Consider the following 26,408-nt stretch of genomic DNA (forward strand, 5'->3'; position numbering starts at 1 on the left):
CTACGGAGTGCACACGGTGCGCGCGGTGGCCAACTTCCCGCTGACCGGGGAGACGCTCGCCGCACGGCCCCACCTGATCGGTGCCCTGGCGGCGGTCAAGCACGCCACGGCCCGCGCCAACGCCGAGGTGGGCGCCCTGGACGAGCGACGCGCAGCGGCGATCGCGGACGCCTGCACCGAGATCCGTGACGGTGCGTTGCGCGAGCAGTTCGTCGTCGACCTCATTCAGGGCGGCGCGGGCACGTCGACCAACATGAACGCCAACGAGGTGATCGCCAACCGGGCCCTGGAACTGCTCGGCCGCCCCCGCGGCGAGTACTCCTCCCTGCACCCGTTGGACCACGTCAACCTCGGGCAGAGCACCAACGACGTCTATCCGACCGCGGTGAAGCTGGCACTCGACGCGCACATCGCCGAACTGCTCAACGCGCTCGCCGGCTTGCGCGAGGCGTTCGAGGCCAAGGCCGCCGAGTTCGCCGATGTGCTGAAGATGGGCCGCACCCAGCTGCAGGACGCCGTGCCCATGACGATGGGTCAGGAGTTCGGGGCTTTCGCCGCCACCCTCGCGGAGGACGAGCAGCGCCTCGGCGAGGCCCGCATGCTGCTGCACGAGCTCAACCTGGGCGGTACGGCCATCGGCACCGGCCTCAACGCCCGCCCGGGCTACCGGGAACGCGCGGTGGAACACCTGCGCCGGCTCACCGGGATTCCGACGCTCGTGTCCTCGCCCGATCTCATCGAGGCCACCCAGGACGTCGGGGTCTTCGTCCAGTTGTCCGGCGTGCTCAAGCGCGTCGCCGTGAAGCTGTCCAAGATCTGCAACGACCTGCGGCTGCTGTCCTCGGGGCCGCAGGCGGGGTTCGGCGAGATCGACCTTCCGGCACGCCAGGCGGGATCGTCCATCATGCCGGGCAAGGTGAACCCGGTGATCCCCGAAGCGGTCAACCAGATCGCGTTCGAGATCATCGGCAACGACGTGACCGTCACCCTCGCCGCCGAGGGCGGTCAGCTCCAGCTCAACGCCTTCGAGCCGATCATCTACCGGAGTCTGAGCGCCGGCCTCGGCCACCTCACCGCGGGGATCGGGGTCCTCACCGAACACTGCGTACGCGGCATCACCGCCAACCGGCGCCGGCTCGCGGAGACCGTCGCCGCCTCCACCGGACTGGTCACCGCGCTCAGCCCCGCACTCGGCTACGAGACCGCCTGCGCCATCGCACTGGAGGCACACCACACCGGTACGCCCGCGCTCGACCTGATACGTGAGCGCGAGCTGCTGACCGACGCCGAACTCCGCGTACTCACCAGCCCGGCCTCCCTGACCGGCCTGCCCACGCTCTGAGAGCACGACCGCGAGCACCACCGATTTGAGAACACCACTGCTCTGAGAGCACCACCGCTCTGAGAACACGACGCCGACGGCATCCGTACCGCCCCGGCTCTTCCACCCATCCCCACAAGGAGGTGCATATGCCCACCTGCAGCAAGGACGCCACGACGACGGAGGCCGAGGTGGCCACCGATGTTGTCGCACTGCGCAGAAGCGTTGTCGCGGGAGCCATCGGCGTGTTCGTGCACTGGTTCGACTGGGCCGCGTACGCCTATCTCGCCGGTACCGTCGCGACCGTGTTCTTCCCGGCCGAGGACAGTACGACCGGGCTGCTCGCCGTGTTCGGTGTCTTCGCCGTGTCGTTCGGCATCCGACCGATCGGTGCCATGGTGTTCGGTCCGCTCGGCGACAAGATCGGACGGAAGCGCACCCTGTCGCTGGTCATCTTCATGATGTCCGGCGCCACCCTCACCATCGGCCTGCTTCCCGGCTACGCATCGATCGGGATCGCCGCCCCGATACTCCTCGTGGCCCTCCGCCTCGTACAGGGCTTCGCCGCGGGCGGCGAGTTCGGCAGTGCGGCGAGCTTCCTCGCCGAGAGCGCCCCGCGGCGCCGGCGCGGATTCGGTGTCAGCTGGCTGGAGGTCGGCTCCCTGCTGGGCTTCCTCGCCGGCTCCTTCGTCTTCCTGCTGCTGTCCACGGGCCTAGACAACGGCCAGCTGACCTCCTGGGGCTGGCGCATCCCCTTCCTCGTCTCCGCGCCGCTCGGCGTCATCGGCGTCATCATCCGCAACAAGATCGAGGACACCCCGGAGTACCGGGCACTCGAAGCCAACGACGCCGTGCCGAGCAGCCCCGTACGGGAACTGTTCCGCTCCCACAAGCGGCAGCTGCTCCAGGCGGCCGGCCTGATGACGGCCATGCACGTGCCCTTCTACATGGTGCTGACGTACCTGGTCACGTACGAGACCGACCACCTGGGACACTCGGCCGACAGCGCCGCCCTGCTGTCCACGGTGATCTCACTGCTGGGCCTGGTGCTCGTTCCGGTGTTCGGCCACCTCTCCGACCGGGTGGGACGCAAGCCGGTCTTCGTGGGAGCCACCGTGGCCCTCCTGGTCGTCTCCACCCCCGCCTTCCTCCTCATGCGGGCCGGGCTCGCCGGAACCTGGGCCGCCGGACTGCTGCTCGGCGTGATCCTCGCGGCGATCCTCGGTACGTACGCGGTGTGGTCGGCGGAGACCTTCCCCACCCGCACCCGCCAGAGCGGCCTGTCCATCGCCTACAACCTCACCGCCGCCCTGTTCGCCGGCACGGTGCCCTACGTCATGACCGTGCTCATCTCGGCCACGGGCAGCACCCTGGTACCGGGCCCGTACCTGATGGTGTTCGCCGTCGGCGGCCTCATCGCCGCACTGTCCCTCAAGGAGACCAAGGGTTCCGCCCTGCTGCGTCCCGAGGACGTCTCCGACGCGTCTCCGGAGGCCCGGCAGGCGACGCCTGCCGCATGAGGCCGGGCACGGGACACGGAAAACGAGGGGCAAGGGGCAGTCACGTATGACGCCACTGATGGGTTTCACCCTCGTTCAGCTCCGCTACTTCCTCGTCACCGCCGAGTGCGGGTCGATGACGGAGGCGTCCGGGGAGCTGCACATCGCACAGTCCGCCGTGTCCACGGCCGTCAACAACCTGGAACGCGACCTGCACGTGCAGCTCTTCCTCCGCCGCAGGGGCCGGGGACTGACCCTGACGCCCGCGGGGGAGAGGCTGCGGCAGCATGCCCGGGAGCTGCTGGCCCGCGCGAGCGAGGTCGAACGGGAGGCCCGGGGAGACGGTGGGACCATCTCCGGGCCGGTGACCGTCGGCTGCTTCGTGACCCTGGCCCCGTACTACCTGCCGCCCCTGTTCAGCCAGTGCACCGACCGCTACCCGGGCATCGAGATCAACGTGGTGGAAGGGGAGACCGACCAGCTCGTCCAGGCGCTGGGCGCGGGACGCATCGACTTCGCCCTCACCTACGACATCGGCCTGTCCGCCGAGCTGAACCTGCGCAGCGAAACGATCGCGCCCGCCCCGGCCTACGTCATCGTCCCGGCCGGTCACCCGCTGGCCGGGCAGGGCACCGTGGAGCTGGCCGAACTGTCGGCGGAGCCCCTCGTCCTGCTCGACCTGCCGCACAGCCGCGACTACTTCCGCTCGCTGGTGGCCGCCACCGGCGTCGCGCCCGATGTCCGCTACCGCACCCGCAGCTACGAGACCGTACGTTCCCTGGTGGCCCGGGGCCTCGGCTACTCCGTACTGAACCAACGGCCGGCGACGAGCCAGACCTACGGCGGCGGCGAGATCGCGGAACTGGAACTACGCGACGGCAGCCCCCCACTGAAAGTCAAACTCGCATCCCTCGCAGACATGACCCAGACCACCCGGGCCCGGGCGGTGATGGACCTGCTACGAGAAATTGCCGCCCGCCCGGCCAGGGCGTGACCCGCGGGCTGCCCCACGCCTTCGTCGGCGCGCACGTCGCCCTGGCGCTTGTCGGCCTGCGCAACCGCTGTTCCTGAACACCGCTCAGAGCATCTTCAGCCCGCCGTCCACGGCCAGGACCGTGCCGGTGGTGTGGGTGTTGCGCGGGCTCGCCAGGTACAGCACGGCCTCGGCGACCGCCTCGGGCTCGGCGAACGAGCCGACCACCTGCCGGCCCAGCAGCTCGGACCCCGCCCCGTCGATCAGCCGCTCGGTCAGGTCCGTCCTGGTGATCCCGGGGGCCACCGCGTTCACCAGGATCCCGCGGGAGCCCAGTTCGACGGCCATGGCCTTGGTGAACGCCTCCAGGCCGCCCTTCGAAGCGGCGTAGTTGGACTGCCCCTTGCCGGGCTTGGCCGCCGCGGCGGAGGAGACATTGACGATCCGGCCCGACCGCTGCCGCACCATGGTGAGCGCGGTGGCCTGCGTCAGGAGCATGGGGCCGATGAGATTGGTGGCGATGACCTCGTTGATGTCGTCGGCGTCCATCGACAGCAGCAGTTTGTCGCGGCCGATGCCCGCGTTGTTCACCAGGACATCGATCCGGCCGAACGCCTCGATCACCGCCCCGGCCAGTTGCCCGGGCACCTCGGGGCGGGCGAGGTCGCCGGGGAACAGCTCGACCCGGCGGCCCAGCGCGGCGATGCGCTCGGCCACGTCCTGAGCCTGTGCCGCCGAACTGCGGTAGTTCAGGGCGATGTCGCAGCCGGCCTCGGCCAGCCGGAGGGCGATGGCCCGGCCGATGCCCCGGGCCGCGCCGGTGACGAATGCTACCTGACCTGCGAATTCCATGAATGTTCCTGAACGTGGGGAGTGTGGCGGGGGCGGGATGGCCCGCCCCCGCCGCGGACGGTCAGTACGCGCCGATGAAGCCGGTCATCATGCGCTCACTGCGGCTGTACGGTGACGGTGCGCGACGCCTTCAGGTCCGCCGAGGACGAGCCCACCTGGACGGTGCGCTCACCGGTACCCAGCCGCCAGTCGTGCACGGTGGAGTCCCAGTACCGCAGCTGCTGCTCGTCGACGGTGACCGTGACCCGGCGCTGCTCTCCGGGCGCCAGGGCGACCTTGGTGTAGCCGGCGAGCTTCTTCTTCACCTGAGGTGCCGTGGTGTCGGGGCTGGGGCCGAGGTAGAGCTGTACGGTCTCCTCGCCCGCGCGGGACCCGGTGTTGCGTACGGTCACCGTGGCCGTCAGGCCCGCTTCGGTGCGCCGCACGTCCAGGTCGCGCTGGTCGAAGGAGGTGTACGACAGGCCGTGGCCGAAGGGGAAGAGCGGGGCCACGCCCGTGTCGTCGTACCAGCGGTAGCCGACCTTGAGCCCTTCGGAGTAGGTCTGCTTGCCGTCCACCCCGGGGTAGCGGTGCGGGTCGCCGGCCATGGGATGGGCGGTCTCGCTCGCCGGGAAGGTCTGGGTGAGCCGGCCGCTGGGGGCGCTGTCGCCGTACAGCAACGAGGCGGTGGCCTCGGCGCCTTCCTGCCCCGGATACCACATCTCCAGGACCGCGGCGGTGTCGCGCAGCCAGGGCATCAGGACGGCGGAGCCGGTGTTGAGGACGACCACGGTGCGGGGGTTGACCTTGGCCACCGCCGCGATCAGCTCGTCCTGCCGGCCCGGCAGGGACAGGGATTCGCGGTCCACGCCCTCGGTGCCGTCGTCATGGGCGAAGACGATCGCGGTACGGGCCTTGGCGGCGGCCGACACTGCTCGGTCGAAGTCGGTCCGGGCCTGCTCGGGGGTGACCCAGGTCAGATCGGCGGTCAGCGGCGTGTCCTCCCAGGCCCAGCCGTTCATGGTGACGGAGTGGGTTCCCTTGGTCAGATGCACCTTGGTGGAGACCGTGCCGAAGTTCTCCGTGCCCAGGATCATCGGCTGGTCGCCGATGTGGAGGTTGGCGACCCCGCCCATGACCTTGAAGGCGAAGGTGTAGTCGCCCTCGGCCGGCACGGTCAGCTTGCCTTCGTAGAACGTGCCCTTCTCCAACGGGTCCAGCTGCTTGCCGTTGGTGAACGCGGGGCTGAGCGCGGAGCCGGGCAGCGGGGTGCCGACCCGGTCCTCGCCGGGCTCGTACGTCACCGAGGTGCCCTGGCCCGCCCGCTGCCGCAATGCGTCCACCGGGGCGGTGGCCCGGTCGGGCACGACATGGGAGCTGCCGTCGCCGGACACCTTGGGGTACTTGGCGCTGTTGCCGATGACCGCGATGTCACCGGTGTCCCGGTCCGACAGCGGGAGGGTGCTGTTCTCGTTGCGCAGCAGTACCCCGCCCTTCTCGGCGATGGTACGGGCCGCCGCGCGGCCGGCCTGCGGATCGCGCTCGGGGCGGGGCGTGCCCTGACCGAGCAGTCCGAAGCTTTCCATCTGGCCGACGATGCGGATCACGGACCGGTCGAGGGTGGCCTCGGGGATGGTGCCCTTCGCGATGGCGGCCTTCAGTTCGGCGTCGAAGTACTTCGAGGGCGGTACGGGCTCGCCGAGCTGCAGGTCGATGCCCAGCTCCTGGTCCAGGCCCTTGGTGATGTCGGAGGTGGCGTGGGTGGCCAGCCAGTCGGACATCACCCAGCCGCGGAAGTTCCACTGCTCGCGCAGCACCCCTTGCAGCAGGCCGTCGTTGCTGCACGAGTGCGCGCCGTTGACCTTGTTGTACGCGCACATCACGGAGGCGGCGCCGGCCTTCACCGCGCTGCGGAAGGCGGGCAACTCCACTTCTTGAAGTGTCTGTTCATCGACGGAGGCGTCGACCGTCATGCGGTCCCGCTCCTGATTGTTGGCCGCGAAGTGCTTGACCGTGGCCATCAGGCCCTGTCCCTGGATGCCGCTGATCTCGCCGGCGGCCATCCGGGAAGACAGCAGCGGGTCCTCGCTGAACGTCTCGAAGTTCCGTCCCGCGTAGGGCACCCGGATGATGTTCGTCATCGGGGCCAGCACATTGTCCTGGCCCAGCGCGCGGCCCTCGCGGCCCAGTACCTTGCCGTACTCGCCCGCGAGGCGGTCGTCGAAGGTGGCGGCGAGCGCCACGGGTGTGGGCATCGCGGTCGCGGTGCGGCCCAGCAGCCGGATGCCGGCCGGGCCGTCGGCGGTCCGCAGTGCGGGGACGCCCAGTCGCGGGACGCCCGGCAGATAGCCGATGCCCTTGGTCGTCGGGCCGTTCTTCGGGCCCGTGGTCCAGTGCACGAACGAGATCTTCTCGTCGAGCGTCATCTTGGCCACCAGAGCGCGCACCCGCGCCGAGCCCTCCTGGGGCGCGGCGTCGGCGGCCGGGGCGGTGAGCAGGGTGGTGGCGCACACGGCGGCGAGCGCGTGCGTCAGGAGGCGGCCGGCCCGGCCGCGTGGCCGGGGCCCGGCGCCCTGCCGGTGTTTTCTGGGCAACAGCACGATCAGTTCCTGTCCTTGGTCTACGGCGTCACATGGGTCTACGGGCGAAGTACGGCCCCGGACTGCGGTCCGGGGTGGGCCCGGGGCGAGGTGCTCACAGGTCACCGAGCCAGCGGTGCACGGCGTCGGCGGTGGCGCGGGCGTGCTCGGTCATCATCGTGAGGTGAGTGCCGGGGGCGTCGACGGCGGTGTGCTCGCCGCCGTCCCAGCGGGCCCGCCAGCCGCCCGGTTCGCCCGCCCACGGCTCCATCGGCTCGCTCGCCCGCACGAACAGCACCGGCGCCTTCGTCGGGCTCGGCGCCCACGGCAGGAGCATCTCGTTGTACGCGCCCATGGCGGTGAGCCGGGTGTCGTCGACAGTCACCACTGACCGCTCCATGACCCAGTCGAGCATCGCGTTGCGCCACACGGCCATCGCCCCGGGCGCGCTGGGCAGATACACGTCCGCCAGCACCAGTGCGACGGGCCCGTCACCGCGCTCCTCCAGGCGCAGCGCCAGCGCGTGTGCCAGCGAGCCGCCCATGGAGTGGCCGAACAGGGCGTAGGGCGCGCCCTGGGTGTGCCGTAGTACGGCGTCGGCCTGTGCGTCGAGCAGGATGTCCAGCGATCCGGGCAGCAACTCGGCGTCACCGAAGCCGGGTTGACGCAGTGCCGATACCTTCAGTCGGCCGTCCAGGGCGGCTGCCAGGGCGGTGAACTCCTCCGGGCCCGATGCCGCCGCGGTGCCCGAGCAGCAGATCAGCTCCGGGCCGGGGCCGCGGCCCGCGGTCAGGGGCACCGGGGCCTGCTGCCATTCGGCGGCCGTGCGCGGCCCCGCTGTCTCATCGGCGGGGAAGGTGGGCCGGAACGCGGAGAGCGCGGCCAGCGCCGCCACGACCTCCTCGCCCTGGCGCAACCGCAGCGCCCGCCGGTACATCGTCACCAGGCCGGACTCCTGGGTGGGCCGCGGGCCGTTGGCATCCTGGCCGGCGTCCGCTGCGGGTGCCGTGGCCAGGAGGGCGGTCAGGTGGTCGGCCAGCTGTTGCGGGGTGGGGTGCTCCAGAACGGCGGAGGTGGGGACCTCGGTGCCCACGGCACCGGAGAGGGCGGCGGTGAGCTCGATGGCGGCGAGCGAGTCGAAGCCGATCTCGTCGAAGCCCGAGTCGGCCGGTACGTCGTCGAGCGCGGCATGGCCGAGCGCGGTGGCGGCCTCCGTACGGACCAGGGTCAGCAGCTCGTCGGGGCTCAGGGCCGCCGGGGCGGTGGAGTCCACGGGGCCTGCCGGGGTGGCCGAAAGCTCAGCAGCAGGCGCTTCGGCGGCCGTGCGGGCAGGAGAATCCTGGGTGTCCCCGGACGCCGGGCCCGAGGTCTGCGCACCGTTGGCCGGCAGCCAGAAACGCCGGTGCTGAAAAGCGTAGGTGGGCAGCGGGACCCGGCGTGCTCCCGTGCCGTCGAACAACCGCGACCAGTCCACCTCCGCGCCACGTGCGAAGTCCTCGGCGAGGGCGACGGCGAGGGCGTCGCCGCCCTCCTCGCGCGGTCCGGGGGCGCCGAGGACGGCGCCCCCGGACCCGCGTCTGCCCGACGCCTCTGCCACTTCCAGCAGCCGCGCCGTAGCGGCATCGGCGCTCACCCGCTGCCCGCCCGGCCCCGTGCACTCGACGAGGATCGCCGCGCGGTGCCCCAGGGCGCTGCGGGTGGTGGCCAGGGAGTAGGCGATGTCCAGCGGGTCCAGCTGCGGGTGGCGCGCCAGGTGGTCGGACAGTTGCCGGGCCTGGTCGCGCAGTGCCGCCTCGGTATGGCCCGAGAGTACCCAGGGCACCAGCGCCGGCCGCGCCGTACCGGCCGGCCGCTCGGCTCCAGGAACGGCTGCCGGCGCCTGCTCCAGTACGACATGGCCGTTGGTGCCGCTGACTCCGAAGCCGGACACCGCGGCCCGCCGGGGCGCACCCGTCCCGGGCCACGGCACCGCCTCGGTGAGCAGTCGCACCTGCCCGGCGGACCAGTCCACATGCCGCGTGGGGGCGTCCACGTGCAGGGTGCGGGGCAGTTCGCCGTGCTGCATGGCCAGCACCATCTTGATGATGCCGCCGACGCCCGCAGCGGCCTGGGCGTGACCGATGTTGGACTTCAACGAGCCGAGCAACAGCGGCCGTTCGTCCGGACGCTCCTGCCCGTACGTGGCCAGCAGCGCCTGGGCTTCGATGGGGTCGCCGAGCCGGGTGCCCGTGCCGTGCGCCTCCACCGCGTCCACTTGGTCCGCGCTCAGTTGCGCGTCGGCCAGCGCCTGCCGGATGACGCGCTGCTGGGAGGGGCCGTTGGGTACCGACAGTCCGCTGCTCGCGCCGTCCTGGTTCACCGCGGTACCGCGCACCACGGCCAGGATCCGGCGGCCCTCCTGCACCGCGTCCGAGAGCCGCTCCACCACGAGCACACCCACACCCTCGGCCCAGCCCGTGCCGTCCGCCGCGTCCGCGAACGCCTTGCAGCGGCCGTCCGCCGCCAGCCCCCGCTGCCGGGCGAACTCCACATACGCATCCGGGTTGGCCAGCACCGCCACCCCGCCCGCCAGCGCCCGGTCGCACTCGCCCCGGCGCAGTGCCTGTACCGCCAGATGGAGGGCCACCAACGAGGACGAGCAGGCCGTGTCGACGGTCAGGGCCGGGCCCTCCAGGCCCAGGACGTAGCTGATCCGGCCGGAGACCACCGCCCCGGCGTTGCCGGTCAGCAGATAGCCTTCGGACCCCTCCGGCAGCCGCCCGGAGCCTTCGGCGCCGGTGGGGAGATAGCCCTGATGCGCCGCGCCCACGTAGACGCCGGTGCGGCTGCCGCGCAGCGAGCGCGGGCTCAGCTCGGCCCGCTCCAATGCCTCCCAGGACGTTTCCAGCAGCAGCCGCTGCTGCGGGTCCATGACCGTGGCCTCCCGCGGGCCGATCCCGAAGAACGCCGCATCGAAGTCACCCGCGTCGTGGAGGAAGCCGCCCTCGCGGCAGTACGTCTTGCCGTGCGCCGCCGGGTCCGGGTCGTAGATCCCCGCCAGATCCCAGCCGCGGTCGACGGGGAACGGGCCGACCGCGTCCGTGCCCGAGGTGACCAGCTGCCACAGGTCCTCGGGCGAACGGACACCGCCGGGGAAGCGGCACGCCATGCCCACGATCGCGATGGGCTCGTGGCGGGCCGCCACCAAGTCGTGGTTCTGCCGGCGCAGACGCTCGGCGTCCTTGACGGAGGTGCGCAGGGCGTCGAGCACCTTGTCCTGGGAGAGGGCCATGGAGTGGTCTCCTTGCTGGGGTCCGGACCGGCGGCCGGCCGAGCCGGGTTCGTGCGGGGGAGGAGGGAGCGGGCGGGCGGCTCAGGAATCGGGGCCGCCGAGCACCAGGTTCACCAGGGACTCGGCGTCCAGCTCGTCCACCTCGTCGAGTGTGTCGAGCCTGTTCGCGTGGGACTCGGTGTCCCCGGCGGCCGTGCCGGACCCGGCGGGGGCGTCCGCGACGGCGACCGCCGTCCCGGGACGCAGCCCGGCGAGTTCGAGCAGACCCTCCAGCAGCCCGGCGTCGCGCAGCCGGGCCAGCGGCACGGTCTGCAGTGCCCGCCGGACCTCGGCCTCCAGGTCAGCACCGTCCTCGTCGCCCTTCCCTACGGCCAGCAGCTCGTCGAGCCGGCCGGCCGCCGCCCGGGCGTTGGGGTGGTCGAACGCGAAGGTGGCGGGGAGGGTGCGGCCCACCGCCGCGCCGAGCTTGGCGGCCAGCTCGACCGCGGTGACCGAGCTGAACCCCAGCTGCCGGAACCCGCCCTCGGGGTCGATGTGTTCGGGCCCCGGGTGGCCGAGCGCGACCGCGGCGTGCCGCCGCACGAGGTCCAGCAGGATCTCCTGCCGCTCGGCGGCCGGAGCGCCCCGCAACCGCGCCATCACACCGTGCTCCGCGGGCGTTCCGGCGGACTCCGGACGCGCGGCCGGCCCGTCGGTGGTGCGGACACCGGGCAGTTCCTCGATCAGCGGGCTCGGCCGGAAGGCGGTGAACGCGGGGGCGAACCTGGACCAGTCGGCATCGACGACCGTCGCACAGGTCTCGCCCCGGTCCAGCGTCTCCTGCAACGCGGCCAGGGCGGTCTCGGGCGCCATCGGCCGCAGCCCGAGCGAGCCGAGGAACGCCGCGCCTTCCTGTCCCATCCCTTCGCCCTCCCAGAGGCCCCAGGCGATCGAGGTGGCGGGCAGCTCTTCGGCACGGCGCCGTTCGGCGAGCGCGTCCAGCGCGGCGTTGGCGGCGCCGTACGCGCTCTGCTCGCCGCCGCCCCACACCCCCGCCCCGGACGCGTACAGCACGAACGCGTCCAACTCCCCATCCCGGGTGAGCTCGTGAAGGTGGCGGGCGCCGGCGACCTTGCCCGACAGCACCCGCGCCAAGGTCTCCACGTCCGTGTCGGCCAGCGCGGCCGAGTGCGGCACACCGGCGGCGTGGAAGACCGCCGTCAGCGGCCGGTCGGCGGGCAGCGACGCCAGCAGCTCCTGCAGCGCGTCCCGGTCCGACACATCGCAGCCGGCCACAGTGACCGAGGCGCCCAACTCCTCAATATCTGCCGAGAGTTCGCTGGCCCCGGGGGTTTCCTTGCCGCGCCGTCCGATCAGTACGAGGTGCTCGGCGCCGTTACGGGCCAGCCAGCGCGCCAGATGCCCGCCGAGCGCACCCGTACCGCCGGTCACCAGCACGGTGCCGCGCGGTGTGTAGCCCGTGGCACCGGTCGGCGCGCCGGTGGCGGGCAGCAGCCTGCGGCCGTACGCACCCGAGGTCCGCAGCGCGACCTGGTCCTCGCCGCCGGCCGCCGCCAGTACCTGGACCAGCTGCTCCCCGATCCGTACGCCCGCTTCCGCAGCACCCGGCACATCCACCAGACCTCCCCAGAGCGCGGGCAGTTCCAGGGCCACGCAGCGGCCCAGGCCCCACACCTGCGCACCGGCCAAGGAGGGCCGCTCGGCAGGGGAGACCGCCACCGCACCGCGGGTCACGGTCCACAGCCGCACCTTCGAGCCCTGGGTCATGCCGGCGAGGGTCTGGGCGAGCAGCATGGTCGAGGCCGTCGCGCGGTCGACGCCCGGGTGGCCGGGGTGCGGCAGCTCGTCGGTGCCGAGGAGGGAGACGATGCCGGTGCAGGCCGTGGCGTTCGCCTCGGTGAGGAGGGTGGTGAGTGCGCCGCGGTCCGTGGTGGGGTCGATGGTGAGGTGGGTGACGGTGGCGCCGTGGGAGGTGAGCGCCTGAGCCACGTCAGTGGTGAGTTCGCCGTTGCGATCGGTGTGGTGATCGGCACTGTGGTCAGTGGGTGAGATGAGCAGCCATCGGCCGGTCAGGCGCGCCGAACCGGTGAACGACAGGTGCTTCCACGTGACGTGATGCCGCCGACCGTCGCCGTCCCGGTCCGGTGCCAGCCAGTAGTGCTGGCGTTGGAAGGGGTAGGTGGGGAGGTCGGTGGGGTGGGCGCCGGTGTTGTCGTAGAGGGTGGGCCATTGGATGGGGGCGCCGTGGGTGAAGGCTTCGGCGGCGTGGGTGAGGAAGCGTCGGAGGGTGCCTTCGTTGCGGCGCAGGGTGCCGATGGCGGTGATGTCGTCGGGGAGGACGGGGGTGAGGACGGGGTGGGCGCTCGCCTCGATGAAGAGGGTGTGGCCGTCGGCTTGGAGGTGTTGGACGGTGTCGTGGAAGCGGACGGTCTGGCGGAGGTTGCGGTACCAGTAGTCGGCGTCGAGCCCAGTTGTGTCGATGGGGGCGGCGTCGACCGTCGAGTAGAACGGGATGCTGGCGGTCTGCGGATGGATGCCGTCCAGAGCTTGGAGCAGCTCGTCCTTGATGGTTTCGACGTGGGTGGAGTGGGAGGCGTAGTCGACGGCGATGGTGCGGGCCCGGATGTCCTCGGTGTCGCAGGCGGCGACCATTTCGGTGAGGGCGTCGGGGTCGCCGGCGATGACGGTGGAGGTGGGGCTATTGATGGCGGCGATGTGCAGGCGTCCGGTCCAGCTGCTTGCGATGCGTTGCTCAACTTCCGTCGCGGGCAGGGCGATGGAGGCCATGCCGCCGTGTCCGGCGAGCTGTCGTCCGATGATCTGGGCGCGCAGGGCGCTGATGCGGGCGCCGTCCTCGAGGGACAGTGCGCCGCAGACGACGGCGGCGGCGATTTCGCCCTGGGAGTGGCCGATGACAGCGTCCGGGGCGGCGCCGAGGGACTTCCACAGCTCGGCGAGGGAGATCATGACGGCGAAGCAGGCGGGCTGGACGACATCGACGCGTTGCAGGGCGTCTTCGTCGGTGAGGATGTCGGTGAGTTTCCAGTCCACCAGGCCGTTCAGTGCGTCTTCGCAGCGTGCCATGGAGGCGGCGAACACCGGTGATTCGGAAAGCAGTTGGACGGCCATGCCGACCCACTGCGTTCCCTGCCCCGGGAAGACGAAGACCGACTTGCCAGGCGCGTTCCCGGCGACGCCGGACACGAGGTCGACGGACGGCTGGTCCGTGAGGATTGACTCCAGGCCGGCCCGCAGTGCCGTGTCGTTCTCGGCCAGTACCACTGCCCGGTGCTCGAAGACCGAGCGGGACACGGCCGCTGAATAGCCGAGATCCAGCAGCCGTGCCGTACCGACCCGGCCGGTCAGCCGCCGCGCCTGGTCCCGCAGCGCACCGCCGTCCCGCCCGGACAGTACGACGGGCACCGGTCCGAGCGTCCATACGTTCTCCGGCTCGTCGGTCGTTTCCGGTTCCGGTGCCTGTTCCAGGATGACGTGGGCGTTGGTGCCACTGACACCGAAGGAGGAGATGCCAGCCCGGCGGGGGCGCCCGTTGTGCGGCCATGTCACCTGCTCGGCGAGCAGTGCCACTGCGCCCGACGACCAGTCGATCTCGGTGGAGGGCTGCTGTACGTGCAGGGTGCGGGGCAGCTGGCCGTGCTGCATGGCCATCACCATCTTGATGACGCCACCCACCCCCGCGGCGGCCTGGGCATGTCCGATGTTGGACTTGAGCGACCCCAGCCACAACGGCCGGTCGGCGGCCCGCCCCTTGCCGTAGGTCGCCAGCAGTGCCTGTGCCTCGATGGGGTCGCCGAGGCGGGTGCCGGTGCCGTGGGCCTCGACCGCGTCCACATCGTCGCCGGTGAGCTCGGCATCGGCGAGCGCCTGCCGGATCAGGTGGGCCTGGGCGCGGCCGCTGGGGGCGGTCAGCCCGTTGCTCGCGCCGTCCTGGTTGACGGCGGAGCCGCGGACCACGGCCAGGATGCGGCGACCGTTGCGTACCGCGTCCGAGAGCCGTTCGACCGCCAGTATGCCCACGCCCTCGCCGGGCCCGAAGCCGTCCGCTGAGTCGGCGAACGCCTTGCAGCGGCCGTCCGCCGCCACCCCGCGCTGGCGCGCGAAGCGGACGAACACGCCCGGGGTCGCCATCACCGTCGCACCGCCGGCCAACGCCAGATCGCACTCACCCTGGCGCAGCGCCCGCACGGCCAGGTGCAATGCGGCCAGCGAGGACGAGCAGGCCGTGTCCACGGTCGCGGCCGGGCCCTCCAGGCCCAGGACGTAGGAGATACGGCCGGAGGTGAAGCTGACCACGCCGCCGGTGAGCATCTGGGCTTCGAGTTCGGCGCTGGGGCGGCGGACCTCGTCGGTGTAACCGCCGTTCCAGGCGCCGACGTAGACGCCGGTGCGGCTGCCGCGCAGGGTGTGCGGGTCGATGCCGGCCCGCTCCAGCGCCTCCCAGGAGGTCTCCAGCAGCAGCCGCTGCTGCGGGTCCATGGCGAGCGCCTCGCGGGGGGATATCCCGAAGAAGGCGGCGTCGAACTCGCCCGCGTCGTGCAGGAATCCGCCCTCGCGGGAGTAGGTGCGCCCGGCCGCGTCGGGGTCCGGGTCGTAGAGCCCGGCCACGTCCCAGCCGCGGTTCACCGGGAAGGGGGAGATGGCATCCGTGCCCGACGCCACCAGGTCCCACAGTCCCTCGGGCGAGGTCACCCCGCCCGGGAAGCGACAGCCCATGCCGACGATGGCGATCGGCTCGTGCTGCCGGCGCTCGATGTCCTTCAGGCGCTCGGTGGCGCGGTGGAGCTCGGTGGTGGTCCGCTTCAGGTAGTCGCGGAGCTTCTGTTCGGTCGCGTTGGCCATGTCTCACATCACCCGTTGGTCACAAATCGTCGGTGCGGCCCGAGGGCCGGCGGGGCGGCAGGTCAGGAGCCGCCGAGCTTCTCGTCGAGGAAGGCGAAGAGATCGTCGTCGTCCGCGGTGTCGATCTCCTCGACGATCGAACGGTCCTCCTCCTGCGGAGCTCCCTTGCCCTGGAGGTCGTTCCAGCGGGAGCCGAGCGCCGCGAGGCGAGTGGAGATCTCCCGTCGGGCGATGTCATCGAGGGCGAGCGCGGTCACATCGTCCGCCGCGAGCTCCTTGAGCACCGCCTCCAGGCCGGCCAGTTCGGCCAGCAGCGGCACTTCCGGTGCCGACTCCGGGACCAGCCGCTCGCGCAGATGCTCGGCCAGCGCCGCCGGCGTGGGATGGTCGAACACCAGCGTCGCCGCCAAGTGCTGTCCGGTCGCCGCGGCGAGCCGGTTGCGCATCTCCACGGACGTCAGCGAGTCGAAGCCCAGATCCTTGAACGCCCGCTCGCCGGGAATGCCCTCGGGCTCGGTGTGCCCGAGCACCACGGCGGCGTGCGTCCGTACGGTGTCCAGCAGCAGCTCCCGCTGCTCGGCCGCACCGAGCGAGGACAGCCGCTCGACGAGCGTCTCGGCGCCGTCCACCGCCACCGCGCCCGCTGACCGGCGGGCCGGCGCGCCACCGCCGCGCCCCGGGGTGCCCGCCGCGCCCTGCAGCAGGTCCCGGAGAACCGGCGAGACGTTTCCTCCGGCGACCGGCGCCGCTGTGTTCAGTCGCACTGGCGCCAGGAACGCCTCGTCGACGCGGTGCGCGGTATCGAACAGTGCCATGCTCTGCTCCTCGGACAGCGGCAGCAGGCCGCCCCGCGCCATCCGCCGGTGCAGTTCCTCGGTGTCCAGGTGCGCGGTGAGCTGCCCGCTGCCCGCGAGTCCCCAGCCGAGCGACAGGCCCGGCAACGCCCGGTCGCGCCGGTACTGGGCCAGCGCGTCCAGGAAGCCGTTGGCGGCGGCGTAACTGCCCTGGCCCGGCCCGCCGAGTACGGCGGCGACCGACGAGAACAGCACGAACACTGACAGATCCAGGCCCAGATCGGGGTCCAGGGACGCCTCGTGCAGATGCAGCGCCGCATCGGCCTTGGGGCGCAGCACCTGCTCCGCCCGCTCCGGGGTGAGGGAGGCAACGACCCCGTCGTCCAGGACGCCCGCCGCGTGCAGCACGGCCGTGACCGGGTGCTCGCGCGGTACCGCGGCCAGCAGCTCGCGCAGCGCCGCACGGTCGGCGACATCGCAGGCCGCGACGGTCACCGAGGCACCCAGCCCGCGCAGCTCCGTGGCCAGCTCCCCGGCCCCCTCGGCGTCCGCGCCGCGGCGGCTGGTCAGCAACAGATGCCGCACACCGTGCTCGGTCACCAGGTGCCGGGCGAGCGTGCCGCCCAGATTCCCGGTACCGCCGGTGATCAGCACCGTGCCGTGCGCGTCGAAGGCGGGCGGCATGGTCAGCACCAGCTTGCCGATGTGCCCTGCCTGGCTGAGCGTACGGAAGGCGCTCCGGGCGTCGCGAATGTCGTACGGGGCCACGGGCAGCAGCCGCAGCACACCCCGCTCGAACAGTTCCAGCAGCTCGCCGAGCATCTCGCCGATCAGCCCCGGGCCGTGCTCCATCAGCTCAAGGACCCGGTAGCCGGTGCCCGGATGCTCGGCGGCGATCTGCTCGGCGCCGCGCACATCCGCCTTGCCCAGCTCCACGAACTGCCCGCCGCGCGGCAGCAGCCGCAGCGAGGCGTCGACGAACGGGCCCGCCAGGGAGTTCAGCACGACATCGACGCCGCGCCCGCCGGTCGCTTCCAGGAACTGGTCGGCGAAGTCCAGGGTCCGCGAGTTGGCGATATGCCGGTCGTCCAGGCCCTGCTTCCGCAGCACGTCCCACTTGCCGGGGCTGGCGGTGCCGTACACCTCGGCACCGAAGTGGCGGGCCAGCTGCACCGCTGCCATACCGACGCCGCCGGTCGCCGCGTGGACCAGCAGCGCCTGGCCGGGACGCAGCCCGGCGAGGTGCTTGAGCGCGTAATAGGCACTGAGGAAAACAGCCGGTACGGAGGCGGCCTCGGCGTACGACCAGCCACGCGGCATCCGCGCCACCATCCGGTGATCGGCGACGACATACGGCGCGAAGGCATCCGTCCACATGCCCAGCACCCGGTCGCCGACGGCGAATCCGGCCACCTCGGGGCCGACCTCGGTGACCACGCCGGCACCCTCGGCGCCCATCACGGCCTCGCCCGGGTACATGCCCAGGGCGATCAGCGTGTCACGGAAGTTGATGCCCGCGGCGCGCACCGCGATCCGCACCTGGCCCGGACCGAGCGGCACGGTGTCCGCCGCGGTCGGTACCAGCGCCAGCTCCGAGAGTGTGCCGGAGCCGCCGACCAGCTGCCAGGACCGGGCGCCGGCCGGCGGCAGCAGGGCCTCGGCGTCCCGCTCCGGCACCGTCGCCAGCCGCGGCACACGGACCTTGCCCGCCCGGATCGCCACCTGCGGCTCGCCGCACTCCAGCGCGGCCGTCAGGGCGGCACCGTCCACCGGGCCCTCCGCCAGGTCCACGAGGACGAAGCGGTCCGGCTGCTCCGACTGGGCGGACCGCACCAGTCCCCACACGGCCGCCGCCACCGGGTCCTGGAGCCGGTCGTCGCGCCCGGCGGCCACCGCGCCACTGGTGACGAACACCAGCCGCTGAGCGGTGTCGGCCGTCAGCAGCTCCTGCAGCAGCGCGAGAGCCTGCCGCACGGCGCCGCGTACGGCAGTGGGGTCCGTGGCGGGAGAGCGGGGGACCGGTACGGCGATGACGGCAGTGGCATCGTCCCGTACGGCTTCGGTGAGAGACGTGACGGCGGTGAACGGCACACCGGCCCCGCCCAACCCCTCCGCCAGCCCGAAGACGTCCTCGCCGACCAGCGCCCACTGCGCCGTGTCCGTGGCACTCACGGCGGACATGGGCAGCGCGGGCCATTCGAGCCGGTGCAGCATCCCGTCCCCCAGGCCCTCCGCGGGGCGCGCGGGCAGCCGGAACTGCTCCGCGGCCACGGCCCGTACGGCAAGCGACTCGATCACGCACACCGGCCGCCCGTCCACGTCGGCGCACTCGATGCGCACCGCATCCTCGCCGGCCACCGTGACCCGCACCCGCAGCCGCTCGGCCCCGGTCGCGTAGAGGCGGATGCCGCGCAGCGTGAAAGGCATCCTGACCTGGCCGTCACGGGGGAAGAACGAGCCGAGGTTCATCGTCTGTACCGCGGCGTCCAGCAGCGCCGGATGAATACTGAACCGGTCGGTGCCGACCTCCGCTGCCCCCGCCGGGACGGCCACCTCGGAGTAGGCCGCGGTGCCGTCGCCATGCCCCGCCTCGACGCCCTGGAACAGCGGGCCGTAGGTGTAGCCGCGCTCGGCGAAGGAGGCGTAGAAGTCCGCGGGGCTGAAGGCGGTGCCGTCGGATTCCGAAGCCCCCGGCCAGGCAAGGGAGCCGGGCTTTACGTCGTCGGCGGGCACAACGAGCGCCTGGACGTGCTGCGTCCAGGAGTCCGCCTGCCCCGGCTCCGCCGCCTGCTCCTGACCGGTCTCCGGCCGGGAGTGCACGGTCACGGTACGGCGTCCCTCGCCGTCCGCCGCGCCGACGACGAGTCGCAGCCGTACCGCGCCGTTGTCCGGCAGCAGCAGTGGCGCGGCCAGCGTCAGCTCCTCGACCAGCTCGCAGCCGGTTTGGCGGCCGGCCCAGAGCACGAGGTCGGCGAAGGCGGCACCCGGCATCAACGGTGTGCCGAGCAGGGTGTGATCCCGCAGCCACGGCTGAGCCTCGGCGCCGAGCCGCGCGGTGTAGAGGTACCCGTCACCGTCGGGCAGCTCCACGCCGCCGTCGAGCAGCGGGTGGTCCGCCGCCGACATGCCGAAGGAGGTGACATCGCCGCGGAGCATGCGGGGCTTGTGCCAGTAGTGCTGGCGTTGGAAGGGGTAGGTGGGGAGGTCGGTGGCGCGTGCACCGGTGCCGTCGAAGAGGGCGGGCCAGTGCACGGGGGCGCCGTGGGTGAAGGCTTCGGCGGCGTTGGTGAGGAAGCGGCGGAGTGTGCCGTCGTTGCGGCGCAGGGTGCCGAGGGCGGTGATGCCTTCAGGCAGTACGGGGGTGAGGACGGGGTGGGCGCTGGTTTCGATGAAGAGGGTGTGGCCGTCGGTTTGGAGGCGTTGGACGGTTTCGTGGAGGCGGACGGGCTGGCGGAGATTTTGGTACCAGTAGGTGGCGTCGAGGGTGGTGGTGTCGATGGGGGCGGCTTCGACGGTGGAGTAGAAGGGGATGGCCGCGTGCTGGGGGCGGATTCCGTCCAGGGTGTGGAGGAGTTCGTCGCGGATGGGTTCGGTGTAGGCGGTGTGGGAGGCGTAGCTGATGGGGACGCGGCGGGCGTGGATGCCTTCGGCCTCGCAGGCGCTGAGGACGGTGTCGATCTGGTCGAGGGGCCCGGCGACGACGGTGGAGGTGGGGCCTGCGGTGACGGCGATGCTGAGCCGGTCACCCCAGGTGGGCATGTGCTGCTCGACCTCGGTGAGGGGCAGGGCGAGGGAGACCATGCCGCTGTGGCCGGCGAGGTGGCGTTCGATGAGGCGGGCGCGCAGCGCGATGATGCGGGCGCCGTCTTCGAGCGTGAGCGCGCCGCAGACCACGGCGGCGGCGATTTCGCCCTGGGAGTGTCCGATGACGGCATCCGGGGTGATGCCGAGGGACTTCCATGCTTCGGCGAGGGAGATCATGACGGCGAAGCAGGCGGGTTGGACGACGTCCTCGCGTTCCAGCGAGGGTGCGTCGTCGGTCTGCCGGATGAGGTCGGTGAGTTTCCAGTCCAGGTGCTCGGCGAGCAGCGCCTCACACCGCGCCATGGTGGCGGCGAAGACGGGGGATTCATCCAGAAGCTGGGCGGCCATGCCGGCCCATTGGGTGCCCTGCCCGGGGAAGAGAAGCACCGTTCGGGGGTTTCCGGAAGCCTGCCCGGTCAGTGGGGCTTGTCCGGCTGCTACGGCTTCCAGGCCGGTTCGCAGGGAGGCGTGGTTGTCGGCGAGGACCACGGCTCGGTGTTCGAAGACCGAGCGGGAGGTGGCGGTGGAGTAGCCGAGGTCCAGCAGTCGGGTGGTGTCGTCGATGTGGTCGATGAGCTGTCGGGCCTGGTCGCGCAGGGCGCCGCTGTCCCGTCCGGAGACGATGACAGGGACCGGGCTCAACTCGCGCTCGGCGGCATCTCGTTCGGTGGTGTCGTGCGGTGCCTGCTCCAGCACTACGTGCGCGTTCGTCCCGCTCAGCCCGAATGAGGACACCGCGGTACGCCGCGGCCGGTCCAATTCGGGCCATGCCATCGGTTCGTTGAGCAGAGCGACCGTGCCCGCCGACCAGTCGATTTCCGTGGACGGCCGCTCCGCGTGCAGGGTGCGGGGCAGTTCGCCGTGCTGCATGGCCAGCACCATTTTGATGATGCCGCCGACGCCGGCGGCGGCCTGGGTGTGGCCGATGTTGGATTTGAGTGAGCCGAGCCACAGTGGCTGTTCGGTCGGGCGGTCCTTGCCGTAGGTCGCGATCAGGGCTTGGGCTTCGATGGGGTCGCCGAGGCGGGTGCCGGTGCCGTGGGCTTCGACCGCGTCCACATCGCCGGTGCTCAGGCCGGCGTTTTCCAGGGCGCGTCGGATGACGCGTTGTTGTGAGGGGCCGTTGGGTGCGGTGAGTCCGTTGCTGGCGCCGTCCTGATTGACGGCGGAGCCGCGGACCACGGCCAGGATGCGGTGGCCGTTGCGTACCGCGTCCGACAGCCGCTCGACCAGCAGCACACCCGCGCCTTCCGCCGGGCCGAAGCCGTCAGCGGAGTCGCCGAACGCCTTGCAGCGGCCGTCCGGCGACACCGCGCGCTGCCCGGAGAACTCCACGAGCGGGTCCGGCGACGACATCACCGTGGCGCCGCCCGCGAGCGCGAGGTCGCACTCGCCGTTGCGCAGTGCCTGCGCCGCCAGGTGGAGCGCTACGAGGGAGGAGGAGCAAGCCGTGTCCACGGTCACCGCCGGGCCCTCCAGGCCCAGGACGTAGGAGATACGGCCGGACATGACGCTGGCGGAGTTGCCGGTGCCGAGATGGCCGTCGAAGGTCTCCGTGCCACGCTGCAGCAGCGGCATGTAGTGCTGACCGTTGGTGCCCATGAACACGCCGGTGCGGGTGCCACGCTGCTCCGTCGGGCGCAGCCCGGCCCGTTCGAAGGACTCCCAGGCGAGCTCCAGGACGAGCCGCTGCTGTGGGTCCGTGGCGAGGGCCTCGCGCGGCGAGATCCCGAAGAAGGCGGCGTCGAAGTCGCCCGCGTCGTGCAGGAATCCGCCTCCACGGACGTACGAGCGGCCGATGCCGTCCGGGGCGTACAGCTCCGCCAGGTCCCAGCCGCGGTTGTCCGGCAGGTCCGTGATGGCGTCGCGGCCCTCGGAGAGCAGGTCCCACAGCTCTTCGGGAGTGGTGACACCGCCGGGGAAGCGGCAGGCCATACCGACGATGGCGATCGGCTCGTCGGAGTGGGGCGTGGCCGCGCGGACGCTCTCTGCCGGAACCTCTTCCTCGCCGAGCAGCTCGGTGCGCAGATGGTCGGCCAGAGCGCGCGGGTTGGGGTGGTCGAAGACGAGGGAGGCGGGGAGGGTGAGGCCGGTGGCCTCCTTGAGACGGTTGCGCAGTTCGACGGCGGTCATGGAGGTGAAGCCGATGTCCCTGAATGCCCGGTCCGGTTCCACGGCCGCCGCCGAACCCGCACCGAGCACCACGGCCACATGCGAGACGACCAGGTCCATGAGGGTCTTGTGCCGCTCGCCGATGGGCAGGGCGCGCAGCGTGCGGGCCAGCTCAGTGCTGCCGTCGGGCAGCACGTCGCCGGAGCCCGCCTCGGTGGGGGCCGCGGTCTGTGTGCCCCGCATCCGGCGGGCGTCGGGCAGCTCGTCGAAGAGGGCGCTGGGCCGCACGGAAGTGAACGACGTGAGGAACCGCTCCCAGTCGACATCAGCGACGGCGACCGAGCCCGCACCGCGTCCCAGTGCCTTTTCCAGCTCGGCGAGCGCTGCCCCCGGCTCCAGCGGGACGATGCCGTAACGGCGCATCGACTCGGCGTCGGTCCCCTCGGCGGTCACACCGCCGGACCAGGGCGTCCACGCCACGGAGACGGCCGGCAGCCCGCGGGCACGACGGCGCTCGGCCAGCGCGTCGAGATGGCCGGTGCCGGCGGCGTACGCGCCCTGGCGGGCGCCGCCCCACACCCCGGACACGGACGAGAAGACGACGAACCCGGGGACGTCGGCCGCCGCTCGGTAGCCCTCATCACCGCCCTCGCCCGGAGTCAGCAGCGCGTCGAGATGGGTGGCGGTGGCCGTCTTGGCGGCGACGGCCGCCGCGAAGTCGGCGGGGGTCGTCTCCGCCAGGGGAGCGAGCGCCACCTGAGGCGGAGCGATCACGACCAAGGTGGGGGAGTGCTTGTCGAGCAGGGCGGCGAGGGACGCGCGGTCCGTCACATCGGTGCCGGTGGCGACGGCCGTGCGCGGGGCGAGCTCCGACAGTGCTGCGGGCAGCTCGGTGAGCGCCGGGTCGGCGAGGACCACCCGCTCGGCGCCCTCCGCGAGCAGCTGCGGTACGAGCCGTTCGGCCACGGGCTCGGTGTCCCCCACGAGCAGCACCGTGCCGCTGGCCCGCCACTTCTCGTGGGCGGTGCGTGCGGGTACGCGTACGAGGCGACGGCCGTAGGCGCCGGAGGGGCGGAGGGCGATCTGGTCTTCGGTGGTGGTGTGGGTGAGGGCTTGGGCGAGGTGGCGGGTGGTCTGGGGGGTGAGGGCGTGGGGGAGGTCGATGAGTCCGCCCCAGTGGTCGGGGTGTTCGAGGGCGGCGACGCGTCCGAAGGCCCAGAGCTGGGCGGCTTCGGGGTCGGGGATCTCGCCGGGGGCGATGGCGACGGCACCTTGGGTGAGGGTCCAGAGCGGGGCCTTGGGATCGGTGTCGCCGAGGGCCTGCGTCAGAGCGAGAGTGGCGGTCAGACCGAGGAGGGAGACGATGCCGGTGCAGGCCGTGGCGTTCGCCTCGGTGAGGAGGGTGGTGAGTGCGCCGCGGTCAGTGGCGGGGTCGACGGGGAGGTGGGTGACAGTGGCGCCGTGGGTGGCGAGTGCCTCGGCCAGGCCGGTTGCGCGGGCAGTGCTCTCACCGGTGGGGGAGAGCAGTATCCAGTGGCCGGTGAGGCGTGCCGGTTCCGTGAACGGCAGGTGCTTCCAGGTGACGTGGTAGGAGAGAGAATCCTGCGAGACCTGGGCGGACTCCAGCCAGTAGTGCTGGCGTTGGAAGGGGTAGGTGGGGAGGTCGGTGGGGTGGGCGCCGGTGTTGTCGTAGAGGGTGGGCCATTGGATGGGGGCGCCGTGGGTGAAGGCTTCGGCGGCGTGGGTGAGGAAGCGTCGGAGGGTGCCTTCGTTGCGGCGCAGGGTGCCGATGGCGGTGATGTCGTCGGGGAGGACGGGGGTGAGGACGGGGTGGGAGCTCGCCTCGATGAAGAGAGTGTGGCCGTCGGCTTGGAGGTGTTGGACGGTGTCGTGGAAGCGGACGGTCTGGCGGAGGTTGCGGTACCAGTAGCCGGCGTCGAGGGTGGTTGTGTCGATCGGGGCGGCGTCGACGGTGGAGTAGAAGGGGATCGTTGACGGCTGGGGGCGGATGCCGTCCAAGGCGTTGAGGAGTTCGTCCTTGATGGTTTCGACGTGGGTGGAGTGGGAGGCGTAGTCGACGGCGATGGTGCGGGCCCGGATGTCCTCGGTGTCGCAGGCGGCGACCATTTCGGTGAGGGCGTCGGGGTCGCCGGCGATGACGGTGGAGGTGGGGCTGTTGATGGCGGCGATGTGGAGGCGTCCGGTCCAGCTGCTTGCGATGCGCTGGTCAACTTCCGTCGCGGGCAGGGCGATGGAGGCCATGCCGCCGTGTCCGGCGAGCTGTCGTCCGATGATCTGGGCGCGCAGGGCGCTGATGCGGGCGCCGTCTTCGAGCGTCAGGGCGCCGCAGACGACGGCGGCGGCGATTTCGCCCTGGGAGTGGCCGATGACCGCGTCCGGGGTGGCGCCGAGGGACTTCCACAGCTCGGCGAGGGAGATCATGACGGCGAAGCAGGCGGGCTGGACGACGTCGACGCGTTGCAGGGCGTCTTCGTCGGTGAGGATGTCGGTGAGTTTCCAGTCGACCAGGCCGTTCAGTGCGTCCTCGCAGCGTGCCATGGAGGCGGCGAACACCGGTGATTCGGAAAGCAGTTGGACGGCCATGCCGACCCACTGCGTTCCCTGCCCCGGGAACACGAAGACTGTCTGGCCGGCGTCACCAGCCACCGCACCGGTGACGACATCCGTGGAGGGTTCGTCCGTGGCGATCGACTCCAGGCCGGCCTGCAGTGCCGCCGCGTTCTCGGCCAGTACCACTGCCCGGTGCTCGAAGGCCGAGCGCGACACTGCGGTCGAGTAGCCCAGGTCCAGCACGCTCGACGCGTCCACCAGGTCGGCCAGCTGCCGCGCCTGGTCACGCAGTGCCTCGCCGCTCCGCGCCGAGACAACGACCGGCACCGTGCCGAGCGTCCGTACGTTCTCCGGCTCGTCGGTCGTTTCCGGTTCCGGTGCCTGTTCGAGGATGACGTGGGCGTTGGTGCCGCTGACGCCGAAGGAGGAGACGGCGGAGCGGCGGGGGCGGTCCAGTGCGGGCCAGGTCGTCGGCTCGGTGAGCAGTGAGACCGCGCCTGCCGACCAGTCGACCTGGGAGGACGGCTGGTCGATGTGCAGGGTGCGGGGCAGCTGGCCGTGCTGCATGGCCATCACCATCTTGATGATGCCACCCACCCCCGCGGCGGCCTGGGCATGTCCGATGTTGGATTTGAGCGAGCCCAGCCAGAGTGGCTGTTCGGCCGGGCGATTCTGCCCGTACGTGGCCAGCAGCGCCTGGGCTTCGATGGGGTCGCCGAGGCGGGTGCCGGTGCCGTGGGCCTCGACCGCGTCCACATCGCCGGTGCTCAGGCCGGCGTTTTCCAGGGCGCGTCGGATGACGCGTTGTTGTGAGGGGCCGTTGGGTGCGGTGAGTCCGTTGCTGGCGCCGTCCTGGTTGACGGCGGTGCCGCGTACCACGGCGAGGATGCGGTGGCCGTTGCGTAGGGCGTCGGAGAGTCGTTCGACGGCGAGTACGCCGGCGCCTTCGCTCCAGCCCGTTCCGTCGGCGGTGTCGGAGAATGCCTTGCAGCGTCCGTCCGCCGCCAGCCCCCGCTGCCGCGAGAACTCCACGAACGTACCGGGACCGGCCATGACCGTGACGCCACCCGCCAGCGCGAGGTCGCATTCTCCGTTGCGCAGTGCCTGCACCGCCAGGTGGAGTGCTACGAGGGAGGAGGAGCAGGCCGTGTCGACCGTCACCGCCGGGCCCTCGAAGCCCAGCGTGTACGAGACGCGGCCGGTGAAGACGCTGCCGGAGGTGCCGGTGCCGAGGAAACCGGCCACCTCGTCCTCGGCGCCGTCGGCCACCGAAGTGCCGTAGTCGTGGTACATCACCCCGGCGTAGACGCCGGTGCGGCTGCCGCGCAGGGTGTGCGGGTCGATGCCGGCCCGCTCCAGCGCCTCCCAGGACGTCTCCAGCAGCAGCCGCTGCTGCGGGTCCATCGCCATTGCCTCACGGGGCGAGATGCCGAAGAAGGCGGCGTCGAAGTCGCCCGCGTCGTGCAGGAATCCACCCTCGCGGCTGTACGTACGGCCCGGCCGGCCGGGCTCCGGGTCGTAAATCCCCGCCACGTCCCAGCCACGGTCCACCGGGAACGGCGAGATGGCGTCCGTCTCCGAGGCCACCAGGTCCCACAGGCCCTCGGGCGAGGTCACCCCGCCCGGGAAGCGGCAGCCCATCCCCACGATGGCGATGGGCTCATGGCGGCTCGACTCGACCTGACGGACCCGTTCGCGTGCCTCATGAAGGTCCGTCATGGCGCGGCGGAGATACTCGCGAAGCTTCTCTTCGTTGCTGGCGGGCGCTGCAGAGGACACGTGCGCTTCCTTCT

The 26,408-nt window shown here is 71.8% G+C and carries 8 protein-coding genes; 3 read left to right on the forward strand and 5 right to left on the reverse strand.

Annotated elements, in window-relative coordinates; genetic code table 11:
* The 3 genes from ABZ840_RS29850 to ABZ840_RS29860 form a co-directional block, all read left to right on the forward strand.
* A partial coding sequence (locus ABZ840_RS29850; protein ID WP_361564514.1) for an aspartate ammonia-lyase occupies positions 1 to 1,342 on the forward strand: 1,342 nt, incomplete at its 5' end.
* Positions 1,343 to 1,470: 128 nt separating this feature from the next.
* Positions 1,471 to 2,841 carry an MFS transporter gene (locus ABZ840_RS29855; protein WP_361564517.1) on the forward strand — a complete coding sequence of 457 codons (1,371 nt, stop codon included), beginning with the start codon at positions 1,471 to 1,473 and terminating at the stop codon, positions 2,839 to 2,841.
* A 46-nt stretch (positions 2,842 to 2,887) separates the two neighbouring features.
* Complete coding sequence (locus tag ABZ840_RS29860) at positions 2,888 to 3,814, forward strand: LysR substrate-binding domain-containing protein (RefSeq protein WP_361564519.1); 927 nt, start codon at positions 2,888 to 2,890, stop codon at positions 3,812 to 3,814.
* An 84-nt stretch (positions 3,815 to 3,898) separates the two neighbouring features.
* On the opposite strand, the gene ABZ840_RS29865 is transcribed toward ABZ840_RS29860, so the two are convergent.
* The 5 genes from ABZ840_RS29865 to ABZ840_RS29885 all read right to left on the reverse strand — a co-directional run bounded on the left by ABZ840_RS29865 (position 3,899) and on the right by ABZ840_RS29885 (position 26,394).
* Complete coding sequence (locus ABZ840_RS29865; RefSeq protein ID WP_361564521.1) at positions 3,899 to 4,645, reverse strand: 3-oxoacyl-ACP reductase family protein; 747 nt, start codon at positions 4,643 to 4,645, stop codon at positions 3,899 to 3,901.
* Positions 4,646 to 4,740: 95 nt separating this feature from the next.
* Entirely contained in the window at positions 4,741 to 7,224 is a 2,484-nt protein-coding gene (locus tag ABZ840_RS29870) for a glycoside hydrolase family 3 C-terminal domain-containing protein (RefSeq protein ID WP_361564524.1), read from the reverse strand.
* Between the two features lie 94 nt (positions 7,225 to 7,318).
* Complete coding sequence (locus ABZ840_RS29875) at positions 7,319 to 10,474, reverse strand: beta-ketoacyl synthase N-terminal-like domain-containing protein (RefSeq protein ID WP_361564526.1); 3,156 nt, start codon at positions 10,472 to 10,474, stop codon at positions 7,319 to 7,321.
* Between the two features lie 81 nt (positions 10,475 to 10,555).
* Positions 10,556 to 15,334: a type I polyketide synthase gene (locus ABZ840_RS29880; protein WP_361564529.1), complete on the reverse strand. Its 4,779-nt coding sequence runs from the start codon at positions 15,332 to 15,334 to the stop codon at positions 10,556 to 10,558.
* A 62-nt stretch (positions 15,335 to 15,396) separates the two neighbouring features.
* Complete coding sequence (locus ABZ840_RS29885; protein ID WP_361564532.1) at positions 15,397 to 26,394, reverse strand: SDR family NAD(P)-dependent oxidoreductase; 10,998 nt, start codon at positions 26,392 to 26,394, stop codon at positions 15,397 to 15,399.
* Positions 26,395 to 26,408: the final 14 nt, after the last annotated feature.

Origin of the sequence: Streptomyces sp. NPDC047117 (assembly GCF_040643545.1) — a bacterium.
Taxonomy (GTDB): Bacteria; Actinomycetota; Actinomycetes; order Streptomycetales; family Streptomycetaceae; genus Streptomyces.